At 62.8% G+C, this 18,706-nt stretch carries 18 protein-coding genes; 8 read left to right on the top strand and 10 right to left on the bottom strand.

Annotation, left to right across the window (positions count from 1 at the left end; translation table 11 throughout):
* Nucleotides 1-48: 48 nt before the first annotated feature.
* The 9 genes from F0A16_RS10300 to F0A16_RS10265 form a co-directional block, all read right to left on the bottom strand.
* Nucleotides 49-546, bottom strand: a complete 498-nt coding sequence (locus tag F0A16_RS10300) for a restriction endonuclease subunit S (protein ID WP_187775966.1) — start codon at nt 544-546, stop codon at nt 49-51.
* 31 nt (nt 547-577) lie between these two features.
* Nucleotides 578-3,103 (bottom strand): type I restriction-modification system subunit M, encoded by a 2,526-nt coding sequence (locus tag F0A16_RS10295; RefSeq protein WP_149435294.1) that lies wholly within the window; start codon nt 3,101-3,103, stop codon nt 578-580.
* Between the two features lie 70 nt (nt 3,104-3,173).
* On the bottom strand, nt 3,174-4,331 hold the full coding sequence (locus F0A16_RS10290) for a Fic family protein (RefSeq protein ID WP_149435293.1): 1,158 nt from the start codon (nt 4,329-4,331) through the stop codon (nt 3,174-3,176).
* Nucleotides 4,332-4,592: 261 nt separating this feature from the next.
* On the bottom strand, nt 4,593-4,736 hold the full coding sequence (locus tag F0A16_RS21700; protein ID WP_187775971.1) for a hypothetical protein: 144 nt from the start codon (nt 4,734-4,736) through the stop codon (nt 4,593-4,595).
* 11 nt (nt 4,737-4,747) lie between these two features.
* Nucleotides 4,748-5,512 (bottom strand): SDR family oxidoreductase, encoded by a 765-nt coding sequence (locus F0A16_RS10285; protein ID WP_149435292.1) that lies wholly within the window; start codon nt 5,510-5,512, stop codon nt 4,748-4,750.
* Between the two features lie 46 nt (nt 5,513-5,558).
* On the bottom strand, nt 5,559-6,389 hold the full coding sequence (locus tag F0A16_RS10280; RefSeq protein ID WP_149435291.1) for a carbohydrate ABC transporter permease: 831 nt from the start codon (nt 6,387-6,389) through the stop codon (nt 5,559-5,561).
* Complete coding sequence (locus F0A16_RS10275) at nt 6,386-7,282, bottom strand: carbohydrate ABC transporter permease (protein ID WP_149435290.1); 897 nt, start codon at nt 7,280-7,282, stop codon at nt 6,386-6,388. The genes F0A16_RS10280 and F0A16_RS10275 overlap by 4 nt, the downstream gene beginning before the upstream one ends.
* Nucleotides 7,283-7,285: 3 nt before the next feature.
* Nucleotides 7,286-8,719, bottom strand: coding sequence for an ABC transporter substrate-binding protein (locus F0A16_RS10270; protein WP_149435289.1), 1,434 nt, complete (start codon nt 8,717-8,719; stop codon nt 7,286-7,288).
* Between the two features lie 54 nt (nt 8,720-8,773).
* Nucleotides 8,774-9,820, bottom strand: coding sequence for an NAD(P)-dependent alcohol dehydrogenase (locus F0A16_RS10265; RefSeq protein WP_149435288.1), 1,047 nt, complete (start codon nt 9,818-9,820; stop codon nt 8,774-8,776).
* A 425-nt stretch (nt 9,821-10,245) separates the two neighbouring features.
* Here F0A16_RS10265 and F0A16_RS10260 point away from each other — a divergent pair, with 425 nt between their 5' ends.
* The 3 genes from F0A16_RS10260 (at nt 10,246) to F0A16_RS10250 (ending at nt 13,544) form a co-directional block, all read left to right on the top strand.
* Complete coding sequence (locus F0A16_RS10260) at nt 10,246-11,169, top strand: helix-turn-helix domain-containing protein (RefSeq protein WP_149435287.1); 924 nt, start codon at nt 10,246-10,248, stop codon at nt 11,167-11,169.
* Nucleotides 11,170-11,361: 192 nt separating this feature from the next.
* Complete coding sequence (locus F0A16_RS10255; RefSeq protein WP_149435286.1) at nt 11,362-12,609, top strand: CynX/NimT family MFS transporter; 1,248 nt, start codon at nt 11,362-11,364, stop codon at nt 12,607-12,609.
* Nucleotides 12,610-12,704: 95 nt separating this feature from the next.
* The gene (locus F0A16_RS10250) at nt 12,705-13,544 is read left to right on the top strand and encodes an inositol monophosphatase family protein (RefSeq protein ID WP_149435285.1); all 840 of its coding nucleotides are present in this window, start codon (nt 12,705-12,707) and stop codon (nt 13,542-13,544) included.
* A gap of 107 nt (nt 13,545-13,651) precedes the next feature.
* Here F0A16_RS10250 and F0A16_RS10245 read toward each other — a convergent pair whose 3' ends face one another.
* Nucleotides 13,652-14,725, bottom strand: a complete 1,074-nt coding sequence (locus F0A16_RS10245) for an SDR family oxidoreductase (protein WP_149435284.1) — start codon at nt 14,723-14,725, stop codon at nt 13,652-13,654.
* A gap of 158 nt (nt 14,726-14,883) precedes the next feature.
* Here F0A16_RS10245 and F0A16_RS10240 point away from each other — a divergent pair, with 158 nt between their 5' ends.
* From F0A16_RS10240 to F0A16_RS10220, 5 genes are all read left to right on the top strand, one after another.
* The gene (locus F0A16_RS10240; RefSeq protein WP_149435320.1) at nt 14,884-15,807 is read left to right on the top strand and encodes a LysR family transcriptional regulator; all 924 of its coding nucleotides are present in this window, start codon (nt 14,884-14,886) and stop codon (nt 15,805-15,807) included.
* 122 nt (nt 15,808-15,929) lie between these two features.
* Nucleotides 15,930-17,276 carry a type II toxin-antitoxin system HipA family toxin gene (locus tag F0A16_RS10235; protein ID WP_149435283.1) on the top strand — a complete coding sequence of 449 codons (1,347 nt, stop codon included), beginning with the start codon at nt 15,930-15,932 and terminating at the stop codon, nt 17,274-17,276.
* Nucleotides 17,273-17,581 carry a helix-turn-helix domain-containing protein gene (locus tag F0A16_RS10230; protein ID WP_149435282.1) on the top strand — a complete coding sequence of 103 codons (309 nt, stop codon included), beginning with the start codon at nt 17,273-17,275 and terminating at the stop codon, nt 17,579-17,581. Before F0A16_RS10235 ends, F0A16_RS10230 begins: the two co-directional genes overlap by 4 nt.
* Nucleotides 17,582-17,639: 58 nt before the next feature.
* On the top strand, nt 17,640-18,095 hold the full coding sequence (locus F0A16_RS10225; protein WP_149435281.1) for a MarR family winged helix-turn-helix transcriptional regulator: 456 nt from the start codon (nt 17,640-17,642) through the stop codon (nt 18,093-18,095).
* Between the two features lie 92 nt (nt 18,096-18,187).
* Nucleotides 18,188-18,616, top strand: a complete 429-nt coding sequence (locus tag F0A16_RS10220; protein ID WP_149435280.1) for an organic hydroperoxide resistance protein — start codon at nt 18,188-18,190, stop codon at nt 18,614-18,616.
* The last annotated feature ends 90 nt before the right edge of the window (nt 18,617-18,706 follow it).

Raw genomic sequence — 18,706 nt, 5'->3', positions numbered from 1 at the left:
ATGAACGCCCTCGTCAAACGCTGGGTTGGCGGCCACCCCTTGAGGTTTTTACGGAAGTCCTGCAGCGCTCTGTTGCTGGGCAGGGCAATCGTGTCCACTAGCGTTGCGCTTGGAACTTGAGACCGCCGTGTCAAGGATATTGGCGATGGCTTTTTGTTCTGAAAAATGGGGAACAAAAATTTTTAACTTTTTCAGTTGCGCCCAAGACGTTCTGGGCATCTTTGTCCCTACAGCAGTTTTTTCCGCGTATCGAAAAACATGTTCAGACTGAAAAACTCTTGCAGCATATTCTGGCAATACACCTTCGACGGTACGCAACACTAGAAGATCGGTAGAACAATACCCATCAAAGGGAGCAAGAACGCTTTTTCTCAAATTTGGCCGAAGCTTTCCAAAAATAACATCACCCGCTCTGAAAACAGAGTTGGTGCTAATTGACGTACTGGACGCAGCATACCCCTTTAAATAGCCACCCCCAGAACTCAAGTGCTCGAGCCCCACATAGTTAAGAGAAGAATCTTTTACTCCCTCGACTTTATCCGCCACTGGATAAACGACTTCTCCTAGAGTGCACTCGTTAGACATACCCCAGCCCCTCCAGATACCCGGCCAGCGTCTTCGCGGCCTTGTCCCGCGCCTGTTCGATCTCGGTCAGCGTTACCTTGTACTTGTCCCACCAGTTTTCCACCGCCGCGACGACCTGCTGGCGCTGGTTGCCGATATAGCGCTCGACGATGGCCGTCATATCGTGGTGCAGAATGGTCAGTAGCAGCTCGGCGGCCTGGGCGTTATCCAGCGCGTCGACCTTGCCGTTGAGTTCATCCGGCAGGGTGGCGCGCTTGGCCTTGAGCTTTTTCACCAGCGCGGTGCGCTGCTTTTTCCACTCCTTGATCTGTTTTTCCAGCTTGGCGCACTCGATCTCGGAAAGCATCTCCTCGCCGTCGCTGTTATCGCTCTCATCATCGTCGTCGCTGCTGCTGGGCTTCGGCAACTGCTCCTCGGCGGCCTTGATCTGGCTGTCGAGCTCCGCCTGCTGCTGCTCCAGGGTTTGCAGCGCTTCGAGGAACCCACCGAGCAAAAACTTCACCAGTTTGTGCTCCAGCGGGTCTTCCTTGTCGAGTTTGTCTTCCAGCGCCGTGACGATGCTGGTGCGCCAGGCATCGACTACGCCATGGGCATCCCGCGCCATCAGGGTGAGAAAGTCGTACTTCTGCTGGTGCCAGAAGCCCGCGATCATGCCGCTGACCTGAAAGTCGTCCAGCAGGCCTACCGGATGCAGGCTTTCGGTGAAGCTGTTGAGCAGTTCTTTGCGTAGCGCTGCGTATTCACGGTGCTGGGCCAGTGCGGTGATGCTTTGGCGGTGGCGCTGCCACCACGTCTCGAACGCCTCGCGTAGCGCCTGCTCTTGCGCCAGTACCCCGGCGTTGTGCTCGATGGCGGGCTTGATATCGGCCTTGGTGGCGATAGATTCGCGGAACAGCCAATACCCGATGTCACCGGGCTTGGGTGCGAACACCGCCGCTGGGTCGAGCCCCTGGGCATCGAGCAGCGGCCGTTTGGCCTCGATTTCGGCCTCGGGAATGCCCCCGACCAGATGGGCATGCACGTCGTGGGGTTCCGGCGGCGGCGCATTGTCGGCGTAGCGGCGGATGTTGAGGTTATAGCCGTTCTCTCGCAGCGTCTCGACGCTGACGATACTGGCAAAGCCAGGCACGTCCTGCCCCTGGCCCGCAGCGAAGGCCTCGTAGATGGCGGCGATCTTTTCGATATGCTCCGGCATCAGATGATTCTGGGCGCGACCTTCGAAGTATTCGCGGTCGGCATTGATGAACAGCACCTTGCCCTGATTCTCCGGGTGCTTGCTGGCTACCTGATGGGCACCAATGCTGTGACGCTGACGCAGGATCAGAATGCAGGCCGGAATGCCGGTGCCATAGAACAAGTTGGGCGGCAGGCCGATGACGGCTTCAAGCAGGTCGTCTTCGATGATGCCTTTGCGAATGTTTTTCTCTTCACCGCCACGAAACAGCACGCCATGGGGCATGACGGTGGCGACCATGCCGCCATCGGCGCACACCGCCAACATATGCTGCAGGAACATCAGGTCGGCTTTCTTCGAGCCCAGCGGCACCTCGCCGTACTTGAAACGTTCACTGCGAAATTCAGGCTGAAACACCGGTTGACCGCTGTCGTCCGTATCTTTGCTGCCGAAGTTATAGGAGAACGGCGGATTGGTTAGAATGCGATCAAAGTGGCGCAGTTCGCCTTCTTGTGTGAGGTGGCGCGGGTTTTCCAGCGTGTCGTCGTTTTGTAGGTTCGCGGTGGTGATGCCGTGCAGCAGCATGTTCATCTTGGCAATCGACCAGACGGTACCGGCGTTCTCCTGTCCATGGCAGTCGAGCCGATAGCCCTCTCCGCCGTGCTCGTCGACCCACTCCTTCGAGGCGATCAACATACCGCCGGAACCGCAGCAGGGGTCGTAAACGCTGTGATTCTGCTGCGGGTCTAGTAACCGCACCATCATCCGTACAACCGAGCGGGGCGTATAGAACTCGCCGCCTTTCTTGCCCGCGGAGTCGGCGAAATCGCCAATCAGGTATTCATAGGCCGCCCCCAGCAGGTCCGGGAATTCGAAATCCCGGTCACGCAGCCGGTGCTTGTTGAAATGCTGGATCAGTCCGCGCAGTTTGGCGTCGGAAATCTTGCTCTGCCCCACCTTACGGTTGAAGTCGATATGCTCCAGCACATCCTGCAGGCTGGTGTTGCCCTGCTCCAGGCCACCCAGGGCGGTGTTGAGAAAATCGCCCACGTTCTTATGGGCCTCGTTGAGCAGATAGCGCCAGCGCGAGGTTTCCGGCACGTAGAAGCTCGTCTTGTACCAGATGCGGTTCTCGGCGATCTGGGCCGCTTCCGCCTCGGTCTTGCCCTTGGCTATCTGCTCACTGACGACCTGCGCATAGCGCTCGTCGAACACGTCCGAGCAGCGCTTGAGGAACAGCATTCCGAAGATGTACTCCTTGAACTCGGAGGCATCCATCTTGCCGCGCAGAATATCGGCGGCACTGAATAGGTGGCGTTCGAGTTGGGGAAGGGTCAGTGGCATGCAAACGATCCTGAAAGTCACTCACGCGTAGGTGAGTGCGATGAACAATGAAAAACGGCAACGGGAGGCATCACGACTCCCGATTCAATAGCTCGATATAGTCGCCATAGGCGAACACCCGGTTGCGCTTCTGGCCGGTCAGCTCCCGTACGATATTCAACTGCTGCGCCAGGGCTTCCAGCACCTTGCCGACGGTGGCCTGGGTCAGCCCGGTGTCCCGGTGCAGCGTGGCGATATTGGCGATGGGGTGGCGGTAGAGCGCTTCCAGTACCTGGGTCGCGGAGCCGCATAGGCGGCCAAGCTCGCTCAGGCGCGCCTTGTCCCGGGCCAGTAGCGCATTGAGCGCCTGCGCCGTGGCAACGGCATGGTTGGCAGTATCGGCGATGGCATCGACGAAAAAGAGCAACCAGCTTTCCCAATCGCCGGTCAGGCGCACGTTCTGGAGGTGCTCGTAATAGACCTGCCGGTGGCGTTTGAAGAACACCGAGAGATAGAGCAGCGGCTCCGTCAGGATGCCCGCCTGCACCAGGATCAGCGGAATCAGCAGACGTCCGAGCCGGCCATTGCCATCCATGAACGGGTGGATGGTTTCGAACTGCACGTGGCCCAGGGCGGCCTTGATCACCGGTTCCGTCGCCGCCGGCTCGTCATTGAGAAAGTGCTCGAAGGCACTCCAACAGTCGGCGAGCTGGTTGGCCGGGGGTGGCACGAAAGCGGCTTCATCGGCACGGTGCCCGCCGATCCAGACCTGGTTCTGGCGGAACTCACCCGGGCGGCGATGCGTGCCGCGCCCGTGGGTCATCAAGGCGTCATGCAGCTCACGCACGAGCCGGATCGTGATCGGCTGCCCTTCGCGAATGCGCTGAACGCCCAGGTTGAGCGCCCGCACGTAGCAGGAGACTTCCTGCACGTCATCCATCGGGACACCGGGAATGCCGTCCATCTCGTAGATCATGAGGTCGCTGAGCGACGACTGCGTGCCCTCGATCTGCGAGGACATCACCGCTTCCTTACGTACATAGCTGTAGAGAAACAGCTGGGCGTCGGGCAGCAGCATCGAGATGCCATCGAGCCGCCCCAGAGCGATATGGGCGGCGGAGAGCCGACGCTGTAGCTTGTCATCCAGTGACAGCGCGGGCTCGGGGGGCAGTGGCGCCGGAATGAAGGCCTGGCAACCAACGCCACCGGCGATGCTGGGGGTGTATTGGCCGGTCAGCCCGCGCTGCATGGGCGCTCCTCACGAAGTTAAAATTGGCGATGCCACTATTTCATTTTTGCCCATGATTTGAAATAGAGGCGCCTCTAATTTTAACCTCCTGACATTGATGCGACTGGCAGAGGAGCCCACTGCCGCGTCGACGACCTGATGGCCATCGACGGCTCGCCATTCGGGGTGCGCTGGCGACTCGCCTTACCAGACCGGGTAAACGAAGAGGCAGTGACCCAGCGTCACTGCCTCTATTTACGCTAGAGACCGGATACCTCGAGGCTAGACGCTCAGCGGTGCCAGCCTAAGCGCGATCATACTCTCCGGACGCAGGTTATCGGCGAGCGCAGTGGCATCCAGTAGGTTCTCCTCCAGCACCAGCTCCAGCACGCCGCGTCTGGAGACCAGCGCTTCGCGGACAATCATGCGAATCGCCGCTACCAGAGGGTATAGCCGCCATCCACGACGACGATGGAGCCGGTCATGAAGCTCGAGGCGTTGCTGGCCATGTAGACGATGGTGGGGCCGAGTTCTTCAGGAGTCGCGGCGCGCTGCATGGGCGCGTCGTCGATCCAGCGCGGCTTGAACCTGGGGTCGTCGACCGGCGCCATCGCGGTCTTGACGTAGCCGGGGGCCAGTGCGTTGACGCGGATGCCGTAGGGCGCCCACTCGGCGGCCAGTGACTTGGTCAATTGATGCACGGCGGCCTTGGAGGCGTTGTAGGCGGGCTGCATCTGCGGGCGGTTGACGATCATCGCCGAGATCGAGCCGATGTTGATGATCACGCCGCCGCGCGACTGCATCCGCCGGCCGGCGGCCTGGGCGCAGTACCACAGCCCGTGGACGTTGATGTCGAAGATGTCGCGCCAGCGTTCGGGGGTGACCTCCAGCGCCGGCGCATGCTGGCAGGCGCCGGCGTTGTTGAGGAAGATATCGACCGGGCCGAGGCTGGCTTCGACCTCGTCGAGCAGGGCGTCCGCCGCCTCGGGTTGGGTAATGTCCACCTCCACCGCCATGGCGCGGTGCCCGGCGTCTTCCAGGGCCTTGACCACTGCCAGGCTGCGGGCGTGTCCGCGGGCGGCGATGGCGACCTTGGCTCCGGCCTCGGCCAGGGCGTGGGCGAACGCCTCGCCGAGCCCGCCGTTGCCGCCGGTGACCACGGCGACCTTGCCGCTCAGGTCGAACTGCGACATCACGTTCATGCTGGTCTCCTCCCTCTGCTGCAGTGTGGACTCGCCTGCCGGTGCGTCATTTCACGGCGCCCATGGTCAGCCCCTGGACCAGCCAGCGCTTGACCAGCAGCCCCGCGATCGCCATCGGGCAGACCACGATGGTGCCGATCGCCAGCAGCTTGCCCCAGTCGATTCCGGTCTGGGTCAGCAGTTGAGCCGCGGCGATGGGGATGGTCTGGGTGCTGGGCCCGGAGAAGGTCTGGGCGAAGGCGTAGTCGTTCCAGGCGAAGATGAAGCACAGGATGGCGGTGGTCACCAGCCCGGGGGTCATCAGCGGCAGCACCACGTAGCGGAACGCCTGGAACTTGGTGGCACCGTCGATCATCGCCGCCTCTTCCAGATCGGGCGGCAGGTCGTCGAAGAAGGCGGTCATCAGCCAGATGGCGAAGGGCAGGTTGAAACTCAGGTAGGCGACGATCAGGCCGACATGGGTATCGAGCAGGTAGAGATAGCGGAACAGCAGGTACAGCGGCACGATCACCGCCGCGATCGGCGCCATGCGGGTGCTGATGATCCAGAACGCCAGGTGCTGCTTGCCCTTGATCCGGATCCTCGACAGCCCGAAACCCGACATGCAGCCGAGCACTACAGCGATCAGCGTCGAGACCCCGGCGATCAGCAAGCTGTTCATCAGGTAGGGCCAGAGGCTGTTACCGCCGCTGAACAGCGAGGCGTAGTGCTCCAGGGTGGGCGTGAAGAAGACCCGTGGCGTGTTGGCCGTGATGACACTGTTCGGTTTGAACGAGGAGAGCACCATCCACACGATCGGCACCAGCGTCCACAGCAGCAGCAGCGTCAGCAGCACGATCTTGACGGTGAGGGAGAGCCAGCGCTTGGGAGCGGTCATGAGCGCTTCTCCTGGCGTTTGAGCAGCTTCATGAACGCATTGGCGACCAGGATCGAGAACGCCAGCATGGTGATGCCCACGGCGGCGGCATAGCCCAGATCGAAGAAGCGGAAAGCGATGTCGTAGAGCCTGATGGGGATGATCTTGGTGGAGTCCGCCGGGCCGCCGTTGGTGGTGATGAAGATGATCGCGAAGAAACGGATCGCATCCATGGCGCGGATCAGCAGTGCCACCAGCAGGATGTTGGAGATCGACGGCAGGATGATATAGAGCAACTTCTGGCCATACTGGGCGCCGTCCATCTCGGCCGCCTCCAGGATATCCTCGGGGACCGAGGCGAGCCCGGCGAGCACGATCAGCGCCACCAGCGGGGTCCACTCCCAGACGTCCATGAGGATGACCGCGACCATGGCGGGGCCGACGCTGCCGAGGATATTGCCGTCGAACAGGCCGGTTTCATTGAGCAGCCAGGCATACAGGCCGTGGCTGGGGTCGAGCATGAAGCGCCCGAGCAGCCCGACGATCACCGGGGCGATGAACATCGGGATCAACAACAGCGAAATGATGATGTTGCTGCCCCGGGTCAGGCTGTAGACCAGCAGCGCCATCACCGTGCCGAGGATCATCTCCAGGCCCACCGTGGCCAGGAAGTAGAACAGGCTGATCAGCCAGCTGGAGCGGATGTCCGGGTCCGTGAACACCCGCTGCCAGTTATCGAGACCCGAGAACTCGAAGGTCAGTCCGCCCATCAGGCTGACGTCATTGAAGCTCATCCAGATGATCGAGAAGAACGGGACCAGCGTGATCAGGGCGAGCAGGAAAAGGGCTGGCGACATCATCGCCAGCTCGAATCCCTGTCGTCGCGCCGAGGGTTTTGCGGTCAGCAGCGCCATGCCTCACGCCCCCACGATGCGGTCGATGCGCTGCTTGGCGCTCTGCATGGTCTCCTCGGGGGACATCTGCCCCGCCAGCATCTTGGAGAGTTCGGTGAAGATCACCGTGTCGACCTCGTTCCACTGGGGAATCTTGGGCCGCAGGCCGATGTAACCCTCCTGCCAGGCGGTCAGCATGGTGTCCGCCGTGAGCATGTTGGGCATGTCGGTGGGCGGGGTGCTGGCGGCCTTGACCTCCGGCATGTCGTAGACCGACTGACGGGTCGGGGTACCGCCGCCGACCTGGCTCTTCAGCCCCATCAACTGGGTCTGCGGCGAGGTTGCCCAGACCAGGAACAGCCAGGCCGCTTTCTGCTTATCGGGCGAGGCGTTGGCATTGATGCCGATGCCCGTGCCGCCCCACAGGTTGGCGCTGCGCGCCGGGCCCTTGGGCAGCGGGGCGTAGCCGACCTTGCCCTTCAGGTCCGAACCTTCCAGCGAGCCGGCGAATTCGTGCCACTCCGGCATCATCGCGAACTCGCCGTTCTGGAAGGCGTTGGCGACGCCGGTCCAGTCCCAACTGGTGCTGCCGGGGTGGGCGACCTTGAGCAGCTTCTGATAGAAGCGCGCCGCTTCCAGCGAGGCGTCGCTGGTCAACTGGCAGGCGCCGGGGGAGTCGGTGCCGAGCAGGCCGACCTGCTCGCCATTGGCAAAGTAGCTGCCGCCGTAGGCGAACAGCACGTTGGAGAAGTCGCACATCAAAGAGTCGTACTGCTGGGCCTGATGGCCGGTGCCGTACTTGACCTCACTGGCGTTGCCGTTACTGAACCACGCGGCGATCTGGTAGTACTGCTCCCAGGTGGTGCTATCCGACGGCATGGGATCGAAGCCGAGATCCTGCTGCATCTGGTCGTGGTATTTCTCGAACAGGTCGCGGCGGTAGATCCAGATCATCGTCGGGCAGTCGTAGGGCAAGGTGTAGAGGCTTTCCTCGTCCTCGAAGCGGCCGGCGGCGGCCAGTTGCGAGGGGATGAAGTCCTCGATGCCCTTGGGCACGACCGGCTGCTGGTCGTCGTTGATGAAGGTGTTGAGATCCACCAGGCCGCGGTGATAGGGCGCGAGCACCTGATAGGGGTCGGCATAGATCACGTCGAAGGCGCTGCGGCCGGCGCCGAAGTCCAGCGCGACCTTCTGGACCAGGGCGCCCAGCTGCATCTCGGTGATGTTGACGGTGATGCCGGTGAGCTCCTGGAACGACGCCAGGTTGGCGGCGATCGCCGTGGTCGGCGGGGTGTTCTCGGAGATGAACTGAATGGTGGTGCCGCTGGCCTGCCTCCAGGCCTCGTCACTGGCCATGCCCTGGGCCAGGGCCGTACGCAGCGATCCCGCCCCCATCAACGACAGGCCGGCGAGTCCCCCCATTCCTTTCAGTATGTCGCGACGCTTGAACTGGGTCATTGTTGTTCACCTCTTGGTGGGTTCAGGTCCAGTGTGCTTCCTGGGCTGGCGAGGTCAGGCGTCAAGCGTGATCTGTAGCTTGACGTCATCGGTTCGTGCACTCGCGGCACGTTCGAACGCGGCGATGCTCTGCTCGAAATCGAAGGTCTCGCTGATCAGCGGCTTGAGATCGACCTTGCCCGAGGCGATCAGGCCGATCGCCCGGTCGTAGACGTTGGCGTAACGGAACACCGTCTCGATGCGCAGCTCCTTGGCCTGGGCCGAGACGATATCGAAGGTGACCGGCTCCACCGGCATGCCGACCAGAACGACCGCGCCGGCGGGCCGGGCGCAGGCCAGCACATCGTCGTAGACCCGGGGGCTGCCGCTGGCCTCGAACACCACGTCGGCGCCCCACTCCTCGCCGCAGCGCCGGTCGACGGCTTCGTGCAGCGACTCCTGCGAGACATTGACGGGGGTGATGCCGGCGTAGCGGGCCGCGATCGCCAGCTTCTCCTCGACCAGGTCGGAGACCAGCACTTCGCTGGCGCCCCCCGCCAGCGCGGCCAGGGCGACCATCAGGCCGATCGGCCCGGCGCCGGTGACGACGCAGACGTCGCCCGGCTGCATTCGCGCCTTGACCACCGCCTGCATGCCGATGGCGAACGGCTCGACCATCGCTCCCTCGGCGAAGGAGACCGAATCGGGCAGCGCGAAGGTGAACGCCGCCGGGTGGATGACCTCGGGGGTCAGGCAGCCATGCACCGGCGGCGTGGCCCAGAAACGTACGCTGGGGTCGACGTTATAGACGCCCAGCCTGGCGGCACGCGAGGTGAGATCGGGGATGCCGGGCTCCATGCACACCCGCGTGCCTACCCGCAGGTGGTTGACGTTGCCGCCGACCTCGGTAACCACGCCGGACGCTTCATGGCCGAGCACCATCGGCTCGCGGACCACGAAGGGGCCGATCCGGCCATGGGTGTAATAGTGGACGTCGCTGCCGCATATCCCGACGGTGTGTATGCGGACGCGAACATCGTCGGGCCCGAGTCGGTCCGGCAGGTCTATCTCGCGTAGCGACAGCTCGCGTTGCTTTTCCAGCACCAGGGCTCTGGCTTTCATGGCGCGTTTCCCGGGAGATATTGACATGGGTCGAGAGCCGGTCGATACGCGACCACACCCTCGCTATCGGCGTGGCCATGAACCTACGCCTCGCGCCGGAAAAGCGGCTAGGCTGTAATTTTCGAGACAATGATACTTTTTTGCAAACCTTGTTGGGTCAGCTTTCAACCGATTGTTTTGTATCGCTATTTAGGGGATCTTCAAAAAAATTCCCCACCAATCCAATAGGCTTGGCAGGACCAAAGTCTACCTTGATACCAAGGTATAAAAGTCCACTGTTTTGCTCTGTTTCAGGATATATAGTGGCTCTGGAAAGGAGGACCAGTGCAGGCATTTTTCAGGCAGAGCGTGGACCTCATCCAGGCCTGATAGCGCTGATAGCCTGATAGCCTGATAGCGCTGATAGAAAGAGGCTCCGATAACTCATGATCGCTGCGCAGCTCAACGATACTCGTCTTGGTGCGCCTGTCTTCGAAAGCGTCACCCAGGATCCGAAGTTCAGCTTCTACTGGCACTGCCATGATTTTCCCGCGCCCATCGCCCGCTGGAATTATCACCCAGAGTACGAGTTGCATCTCATCCGTTACTCGGAGGGGCATGCGTTCGTGGGCGATTACATTGGCCGCTTCGGACCCGGCAACCTGGTACTGGTGGGGCCGAACATTCCGCACGCCTGGTTCAGCGACCCCGACGAGGCAAGGCCGGTCATCGAGGGGCGCGATGTCGTGCTCCAGTTCAAGGGCGAATGGCTGGAGCACATGATGGAGCTCTGCCCGGAGCTCAACTGCCTGTCGGCGCTGATCGAGGACTCGGCTCTGGGTGTGGAGTTCGAAGGGGAGGAAGCGGCACGCTGCGGCGAGTTGCTGGTCACCATGGGCGAGCAGGACAACGCCGGCAGGCTGTTGACCATGCTGACCATCCTCCGCAGCCTCTCGCAGTGCGGGTACCGAACCCTGGCTGGCCGCGGGTACGGCCTGGATGCCAGGAGTACCTCTTCCGAGCAGGTCGATGCCGTGCTGCGCTATATCCACGACCATTTCCACGAAGAGCTGCGCATGTCGAGGCTGGCCGAGCGGTACGGCATGACTCCTTCCACGTTTTCGCGCTTCTTCAAGCACGCCACCGGCGACACCTTCGTGGCCTTCCTCAGGCGTATTCGCATAGGACACGCCTGCCGCCTGTTGCTCGAAGGCCGACAATCCATCGCCGATATCTGCTTTCAGGTCGGCTACAACAATCTCTCCAATTTCAATCGCCACTTCCGCGAGCAGAAGGGCATGACGCCGCGCCAATACCAACAGCAGACGGCCGATCTGGAACGGCATGTCACGATCTATCCCCTACCGTGAACAACGGGGAAACTCGGGACATGGAGGGAAAAAGCGCTCCTTGCCGAGGCGTCCCTTGAGCTCCCCGCTCCAGAAGTCAAAACCACTATCACCCTCAACTATTGGCTTAGAACCGCCCCGATATTGACCGCGATCGGCTACCCTTGCTCCCCTGGCTTGCCGCCGTGCAGCAATATCTTTTGATCTCCAAGGATGGTCCTCTTGTCGACTTCCGCGATGCCCCGCCGGGGCGTTCTGACTCTCGTCGCGCTGCTGCTGGTGGCGCTTAACCTCCGTCCGGCGCTAACCAGCGTGTCGCCGGTGCTTGGCAGCATTGCCGAGGCATTGGCGCTTTCCCCCAGTTGGCAGGGCATCCTGACCACCCTGCCGGTGCTGTTCCTGGGTCTGGCGGCACCGCTGGCGCCACGGCTGGTGCGTCGCATCGGCCCGGAACGCAGCGTGTTCGCCGCGCTTCTGGTATTGGCGGTGGCGCTGCTGGCGCGGCCCTATGTCGTTACAACGGTCGGCACGGCGGGGCTGTTCCTGGGTACGGCGGTGGCCGGGAGCTGTATCGGCATCATCGGGGTGTTGCTGCCGGGCATCGTCAAGCGCGACTTTCCCCGCCGCGTCAGCATCATGACCGGCCTCTACACCGTGGCGCTCAATCTTGGCGCTTCCGCTGCCGCGGGCACCACCGAGCCGCTGCGTCAGCTGCTCGGCGGTGGCTGGCAGGACGCTGCACAAGGTATCTCGCACGGCGCCTGGCAGGGTGCGCTGGCGTTCTGGCTACTGCCAGCGGTGATCGCCGCGCTGTTGTGGCTGCCACAGCTCAAGGGCACCAAGCCCGTTCGCGTGCCCGTTCGACGCGGTGCGCGCCTGCGTCACGACCCGCTGGCGTGGCAGGTGTCGCTGTTCATGGGGTTGCAGTCGTCGCTGGCGTACATCGTGTTCGGCTGGCTGCCGACGATCCTGCAGGATCGCGGGCTGGCGGCGGTCACCGCGGGGCTGGCGCTGTCGGTCTCGATCCTGCTGCAGGTGATCACGGCGATCCTGGCGCCGTGGATCGGCAGCCGCATGCGGGACCAGCGGGCGGTACTGGTCGGGGTGATGGCGCTCACCCTGATCGGCCTACTGGGCTGTCTCTATGCGCCGATCGGCAGCATATGGGTGTGGATTGTGATCCTGGGGCTGGGCCAGGGCGGCACCTTCAGCATGGCGTTGACCCTATTGGCGCTGCGCGCGCCGGATGCCATCACCGCGGCCAGCCTCTCGGCGATGGCCCAGGGCATCGGCTATACCCTGGCGGCAATGGGGCCGTTGCTGGTCGGCGTGCTGCACGACTGGAGCGGTGGCTGGAACGTGGTGGGCATTCTGGTGAGCGCGATTGCGCTGGGCGCGCTGGTCATGGCGCTAGGTGCCGGCCGCGATCGCCAGGTGGCCTCGACCCAGGGTGTGGATTGACGACGTGGACTGACGGCGCAAAGCGGACACGCCGACGAACCGGGCCGCCGGAATCGGTTACCCTAGAGACGAGACCCACGACCCAGGAGATTCGCATGCCCGCCAGAGCCATCAGCCTCGAGCAACAGCAGCAGTTGATCGAGATCGTGCGCGACGCCGCCAAGACCGAGATTCTGCCGCGTTTTCGCAACCTCTCCGAAGACGCGATCCGCTCGAAGAGCGCACCGGACGATCTGGTCACCGATGCCGACCAGGGGGCGGAGCGGATGATGACGGCGGCGACTCGCGAGCTGCTGCCGGAGGCGACGGTGATCGGCGAGGAGGCGGTGGCCGACGGCAGCGCCAATCTCGACGATATCGCCGGCGCCGAGCTGGCGCTGATCATCGATCCGGTCGACGGCACCTGGAACTTCGCCCGCGGGCTCAACCAGTTCGGGGTGATTCTGGCGGCAACCAGCTTTGGCGAGACGATCTTCGGCCTGCTCTACGATCCACTGGCGGACGACTGGATCGTCGCCCGTCACGGCGAGGGAGCCTGGTTCGGCCGCCCCGACGGCACCCAGCGCCAACTGCAGGTGTCGAGTACCGACAACTTCGACGAGATGGTCGGCTCCACCTCGATCCGGCTGTTCGCCAAGCCGCAGCAGTATCAGCTGGCGGCGACCTTCCCCGACTTCCAGCGCATGATGGCGTTCGGCTGCGCCTGCCATGAGTACCGCACCATGGCGTTCGGCTTCGTCGACTTCATGCTGACCGGCAAGCTGATGCCGTGGGATCACGCCGCCGGGCTGATGATCCACGCCGAAGCCGGCGGCTATTCGGCGCTGCTGGACGGCACACCCTATCGGCCGACGATTCACCAGGGCACGGTGCTGGCGGCCAGCTCGCGGGCGCATTGGGAGCGGCTGCGCGAAAAGTTCAGCTTTCTGGTCTGAGCGCGAGCGGCGCGTTTCAGCCACCCAAGACGACAAGAACCGGCGCCGAGAAGGCGCCGGTTTTCTTTTCTGCAGCCGATCGGGACGAACCGCTCAGACAGACCGAATCAAGGAATGATCTTCTCGGCGCGCAGACGATCGAACAGATCGAAGAAGGCCGCTCGCGTTTCGCGGAAGTGATCGAAGCCGAAGTCGCGGGACTTGGTGGTGTCGTTGACACACTCCTGGTCACGGCCGAGGTCGGCGTCGGTGTGCCACCAGGAGGCCAGCTTGGCGACGTCCGGCTCGACCAGGTCGTGCTTTTCGGCGATCTCGCGCCAGGTCGATTCCGCACCGGCCATCTGCGTTTCCAACGGCTGCATCGACTCCGGGTCGTCCGAGGCTTCGGGCCCCTGACTTTCTAGACCAAAGTACTCACCGATCTCGCGCCACATCCGGCGCCAGCGGAACACATCGCCATTGACGGTGTTGAAGGCCTGGTTGGCCGCGCCCGGCGTGGTCGCGGCCCACTCCATCTGTCGCGCCAGCACCAGCGCGTCGGTCATGTCGGTGAGCGCGTTCCACTGGGTCCGGGAGCCGGGGAACACGAACGGCTGGCCGGTGGCCTGGCAGATCGAGGCATAGACGGCGATCGTCGTGCCCATGTTCATGGCGTTGCCGCGGGCGTAGCCGATCACGGTATGCGGGCGGTGCACGTTCCAGGCGAAACCGTGGCGCTCAGCGGCTTCGAACAGCACGTCCTCCAGCGCATAGTAGAAGTTGTCGCCCGGCACCCGCGGCTCGGATTCGCGGAACGGCGTCTCGATCCGGCCGCTGCCGTAGGCCTCGAACGAGCCCAGGTACTGTTTGGTGCCGGTCACCAGCGAGGCGTGATCGAGCTTGTCGCTGTCGAGCGCTTCGAACAGATTGCGCATCATCTGGCTGTTGGCCTCGACGTTGGCGCGCTCGTTGTCGCGGCGAATCCAGGTGCAGTAGAAGACGTGGGTGATCGGCAGCCCGGCCAGCGCCTGCTCGGTGGCGGGCCTGTCCAGCAGGTCGGCGGCGACGGGAATCACGCCGCTCTGCTCGGTGGCGCGACGAGACAGGCCGTAGACGGTCCAGCCGCTGGCCACCAGATAAGACGCCAGGTTGCCGCCGGTGATACCGGTGGCGCCGACGACGAGTGCAGTGCCTTTACGCATGATCGATGACCTCCTTCCAAGTTCGGGAAGATCCGGATCGCGCCGGATCGATGAACGCAGTCTGGTAGCGCCTGATCGTTGCTACAATCGAAAGCATCGCAAATCTTTATTGTGCTGAACGCAACTCCAGGAATTTCAGAACCGTGAACGTCAATTCGCTGGATCTCAACGCCCTGCGCGTCTTCGAACGCGTTGCGGCCACCGGCAGCTTCACCGCCGCCGCGCGTCACTTCCACCGCGCGGTCTCCTCGATATCGCGCCAGATTCGCGGGCTGGAAGAGGCGCTCGGCCAGCCGCTGCTCTACCGGCATACCCGCGCGGTCGCGCTCACCGAGGCGGGCTGGCGCTACTACGAGGAGGTCCGCGAAATTCTGGAACGGCTCGATCTCGCCACCGAAGCGCTGGCCTATCCCGACGCCGAGCCCAGCGGCGTACTGCGGATCAATGCGCCGGTCGCCTTCGGCCAGCGCCAGATCGTGCCGCTGCTGCATGCTTTCCAGCGCCGCCACCCCGGCATCACCGCCGAACTGCAACTGAGCGACCAGGTCATCGATCCGGTGCGCGAGGGCCAGGACATCACGTTCCGCGTCGGCGATCTGGCCGACTCCTCGCTGGTGGCACGGCGGCTGGCGCCGATGAACTACGTGGTCGCTGCGGCCCCGAGCTATCTCGACGCACACGGTGAGCCGCGGACGCCCGAGGCGCTGGCCGATCACAACTGCCTGCTCTACCAGGGCGAGATGGGCCGCCAGCGCTGGTATTTCCAGGCGCCGGACCAGAGCGGTTCGACCCCGTTCGAGGTCAGCGGCAATCTCTACAGCAACGACGCCGAGAGCCTGCTGCGCGCCGCGCTGCTGGGCCAGGGACTGGTGCTGTTCCCCACCTGGCTGATCGGCGAGGCACTGTCGCGGGAGGAACTGGTGCCACTGCTCGAGGGGTGGCGCGGCGAGGTGATGCCAGGTCGCCGCGACATTCACGTGCTGACCACCGAACGGCGCCTGCGAACGCGCAAGGTGCGTGCCTTTCTCGACTACCTGCGGGAATCGCTGGCGCCACGGCCGGCCTGGGATCGGTGGCGATGACATCGCCATTTTGAGCAATTTATTTCTCACTAATGGCGAGAAAAACATCTGATGAGCAAAAAATAGCTCACCCACAGTCGGACATGATAAGTTTGAGCAATAATTTACCCAGTACACTCGATATGTCACTGACGATACAGTTGTTCCATCATGGCCAATGGCACGATGCCGCAGAACTTCAGATCGATGATCCGAAGGCGGGCCGACGCGGCCCTATCGCGCTGGGTTACTCGACCGATTACGCCATCGACTGGATGGGTCGGGATGACGAGCACGCCTGCAGTCTGAATCTGCCGGTCGAACTGATGCTCCTGTATCGCCGGACAAACTGGTTCGCCATGCTCGACGATATCATGCCGTCAGGGGCCAGCCGACGTTACTGGGTCAGTCGATTGGGGCTTCAGTCACTGCCCCCGCATGAGCAGGACCACGCCTTGCTGGCCCAAGGCACGATAGCGCCCGTCGGCAATCTGCGCATCAAGCAGGCGCTGCCCCGACTTCCGACGGGTAGCCAACTGAAACATCATCGCTTCACGCTGAACGACGTCGTGGAACGCCATACCGACTTCCTGGAATATGCCCAGCAGGTGGGCGCTGCCGGCGGTGGTGCGACCGGCGCTGGCGGCGAAGCGCCCAAACTGTTGCTGCGTCGCAGCGCGCAGGATGAGATCTGGATCGATACCTGGCAGGACGATTCCCGGAATGCCGATGCGCATTACCTGGTGAAATTTCCCCGCGGCCGCCGCTCGGAGATGGATTGCGACATTCTGCGCGCGGAGTACCACTACTATCACGAGCTGCAGGCGCTGTGCGTCGATACCATCGATATCCGCGGTATGGAGCTGATCGAAGGTACACGCTACCCCAGCCTCTGGCTGCCCCGGTTCGATGTCGATTTCATCAAAGGCGAGCGTACGCTCTACGGTCTGGAGTCGCTCTATTCGCTGCTTGAGAAGCCTCCGGGCACTTTCCTCAATCATTTCGAAGCGATCGACACGCTGGTTGCCAAGTGCCAGCAGCAATATCGCGTCAGAGAAACGGGCGAGCCCTTCGACATTTCCCGCTTCGTCGTGGAGTGGGTCAAGCGGGATCTCCTCAACGTCGTTTTCGGCAACTCCGACAATCATGGTCGCAACACCGCGATGATCAAGCGTCCCGATGGCCTGTGGCTGGCGCCAGTCTATGACTTCGCACCCATGAAGGCGGACCCAGAGGACATCATGCGCACCACGCAATGGGGGGCGCCCTACGAAGAAGGCGGCCGTTTCGATTGGCAAGGAATCGCTCAGCGGCTCGATCCGCTGGCGCCCGCCGACGATCTGCTCGCCGAGCTTCGGCAGTTGGGAAGACGACTGAAGGGTCTGAAAGCCCGCCTGCAACAGCGAGGCGTTCCGAATTCGATCCTCGATATGCCCGCGCTGGGGTTTGATTATCTCGACGAGAAACTCGATGGTTGGGGGCTGACATGAGTCGTCTTTCTCCCCAGGAGCGCGAAGCGCTGCTGTTCGACCTGCTCGACCAGCTGTTCGATGAGAAAATCACCACGGGAGCGCTGCTGAAACGACTGCGCCGGGAGGTCCTGGGGATGAACCAGACCCGCTATGCCGCGTTGGCGTCGGTCAGCCGCCGGACGCTCTCGGCCATCGAGAACGACAGCGGGACCCAATCGCTGGGTTCTCTCAATCGTGCCTTTCGCCCTTTCGGACTTAGCGTGGGTCTGCTCCCCCGTGATCGATCGACCCGTCAACGCCTGCTGACGCGATCCGCCTCGTGATCACCTTCATAGAAAAACCTAATTAGCGATTGAATCGTGCGCGATCTATATTGCCTGCATGACGACACACAACGGCAATGACACCGACAACGCCCTGGCTCTCGAATCGCAGCTCTGCTTCGCGCTCTATTCGACCCAACTGGCGATGAACAAGCTCTACCGCGGCCTGCTGCGCGAGCTCGAGCTGACCTACCCCCAGTATCTGACCATGCTGGTGCTATGGCAGCGGGATCGCCAGACGGTGTCGGAGATCGGCGAACACCTCTACCTGGATTCGGCGACGCTGACGCCGCTGCTGAAACGGCTGGAAGCAGCGGGCTTGATAACGCGCCAGCGCTCGCGGCAGGACGAACGCCAAGTGGAGATCGCGTTGACCGAAAAGGGCCGTTCGCTACGCGAGCGGGCCAAGGCAGTGCCCCATGCCGTCGGCTGCGCGGGCCAGTGCTCGCCCGAGGAGGCCGCCGAACTGCGTGATGCGCTACATGGGCTACGTCAGCGACTCGACGGTCAGTAAAGCGTTAACACGATTTGCAAAAAACTATTTGCACCCAGCTAGATCGCGCACGATTTAATAGACAGCGATCTTTAACCCGAAGGAGAAGTCTCATGTCACTCGATAAAGTCCTCTACCGTGCCGAAGCCACTGCCACCGGCGGTCGTGATGGCCGTGCCACCTCTTCCGACGACGCGCTCGACGTCAAGCTCTCCACTCCGAAGGAGCTGGGCGGCGCCGGCGGCGACGGTACCAACCCGGAGCAGCTGTTCGCAGCCGGCTACTCTGCCTGTTTTCTCGGCGCCCTGAAGCTGGTCGCCTCGCAGGAGAAAGCCAAGCTGCCCAGCGATACCCAAATCCAGGGCGAAGTCGGCATCGGACCCATCGATGGCGGTTTCGGCATCGAAGCCACGCTGACAGTGAAGCTGCCGGGCATGGATCGGGCACAGGCCGAAGCGCTGGTGGAAAAAGCGCATCAGGTCTGTCCCTACTCCAATGCCACCCGCGGCAATATCGACGTGACGCTCAACGTCGAGGTCTGAGCCGGCGTCGGCAGCGCCGACGCTCGCCCCGTCCGGACACCCCGGCCCCCTGGAGAGGGGGCCGGGGTGTCGTGCTTTGGTCGTAGCGGC

The organism is Salinicola corii (assembly GCF_008298015.1).
Classification (GTDB): domain Bacteria; phylum Pseudomonadota; class Gammaproteobacteria; order Pseudomonadales; family Halomonadaceae; genus Salinicola; species Salinicola corii.
Note: the sequence above shows the minus strand (reverse complement) of the source record. Positions and strands in the feature narration are given on the sequence as shown.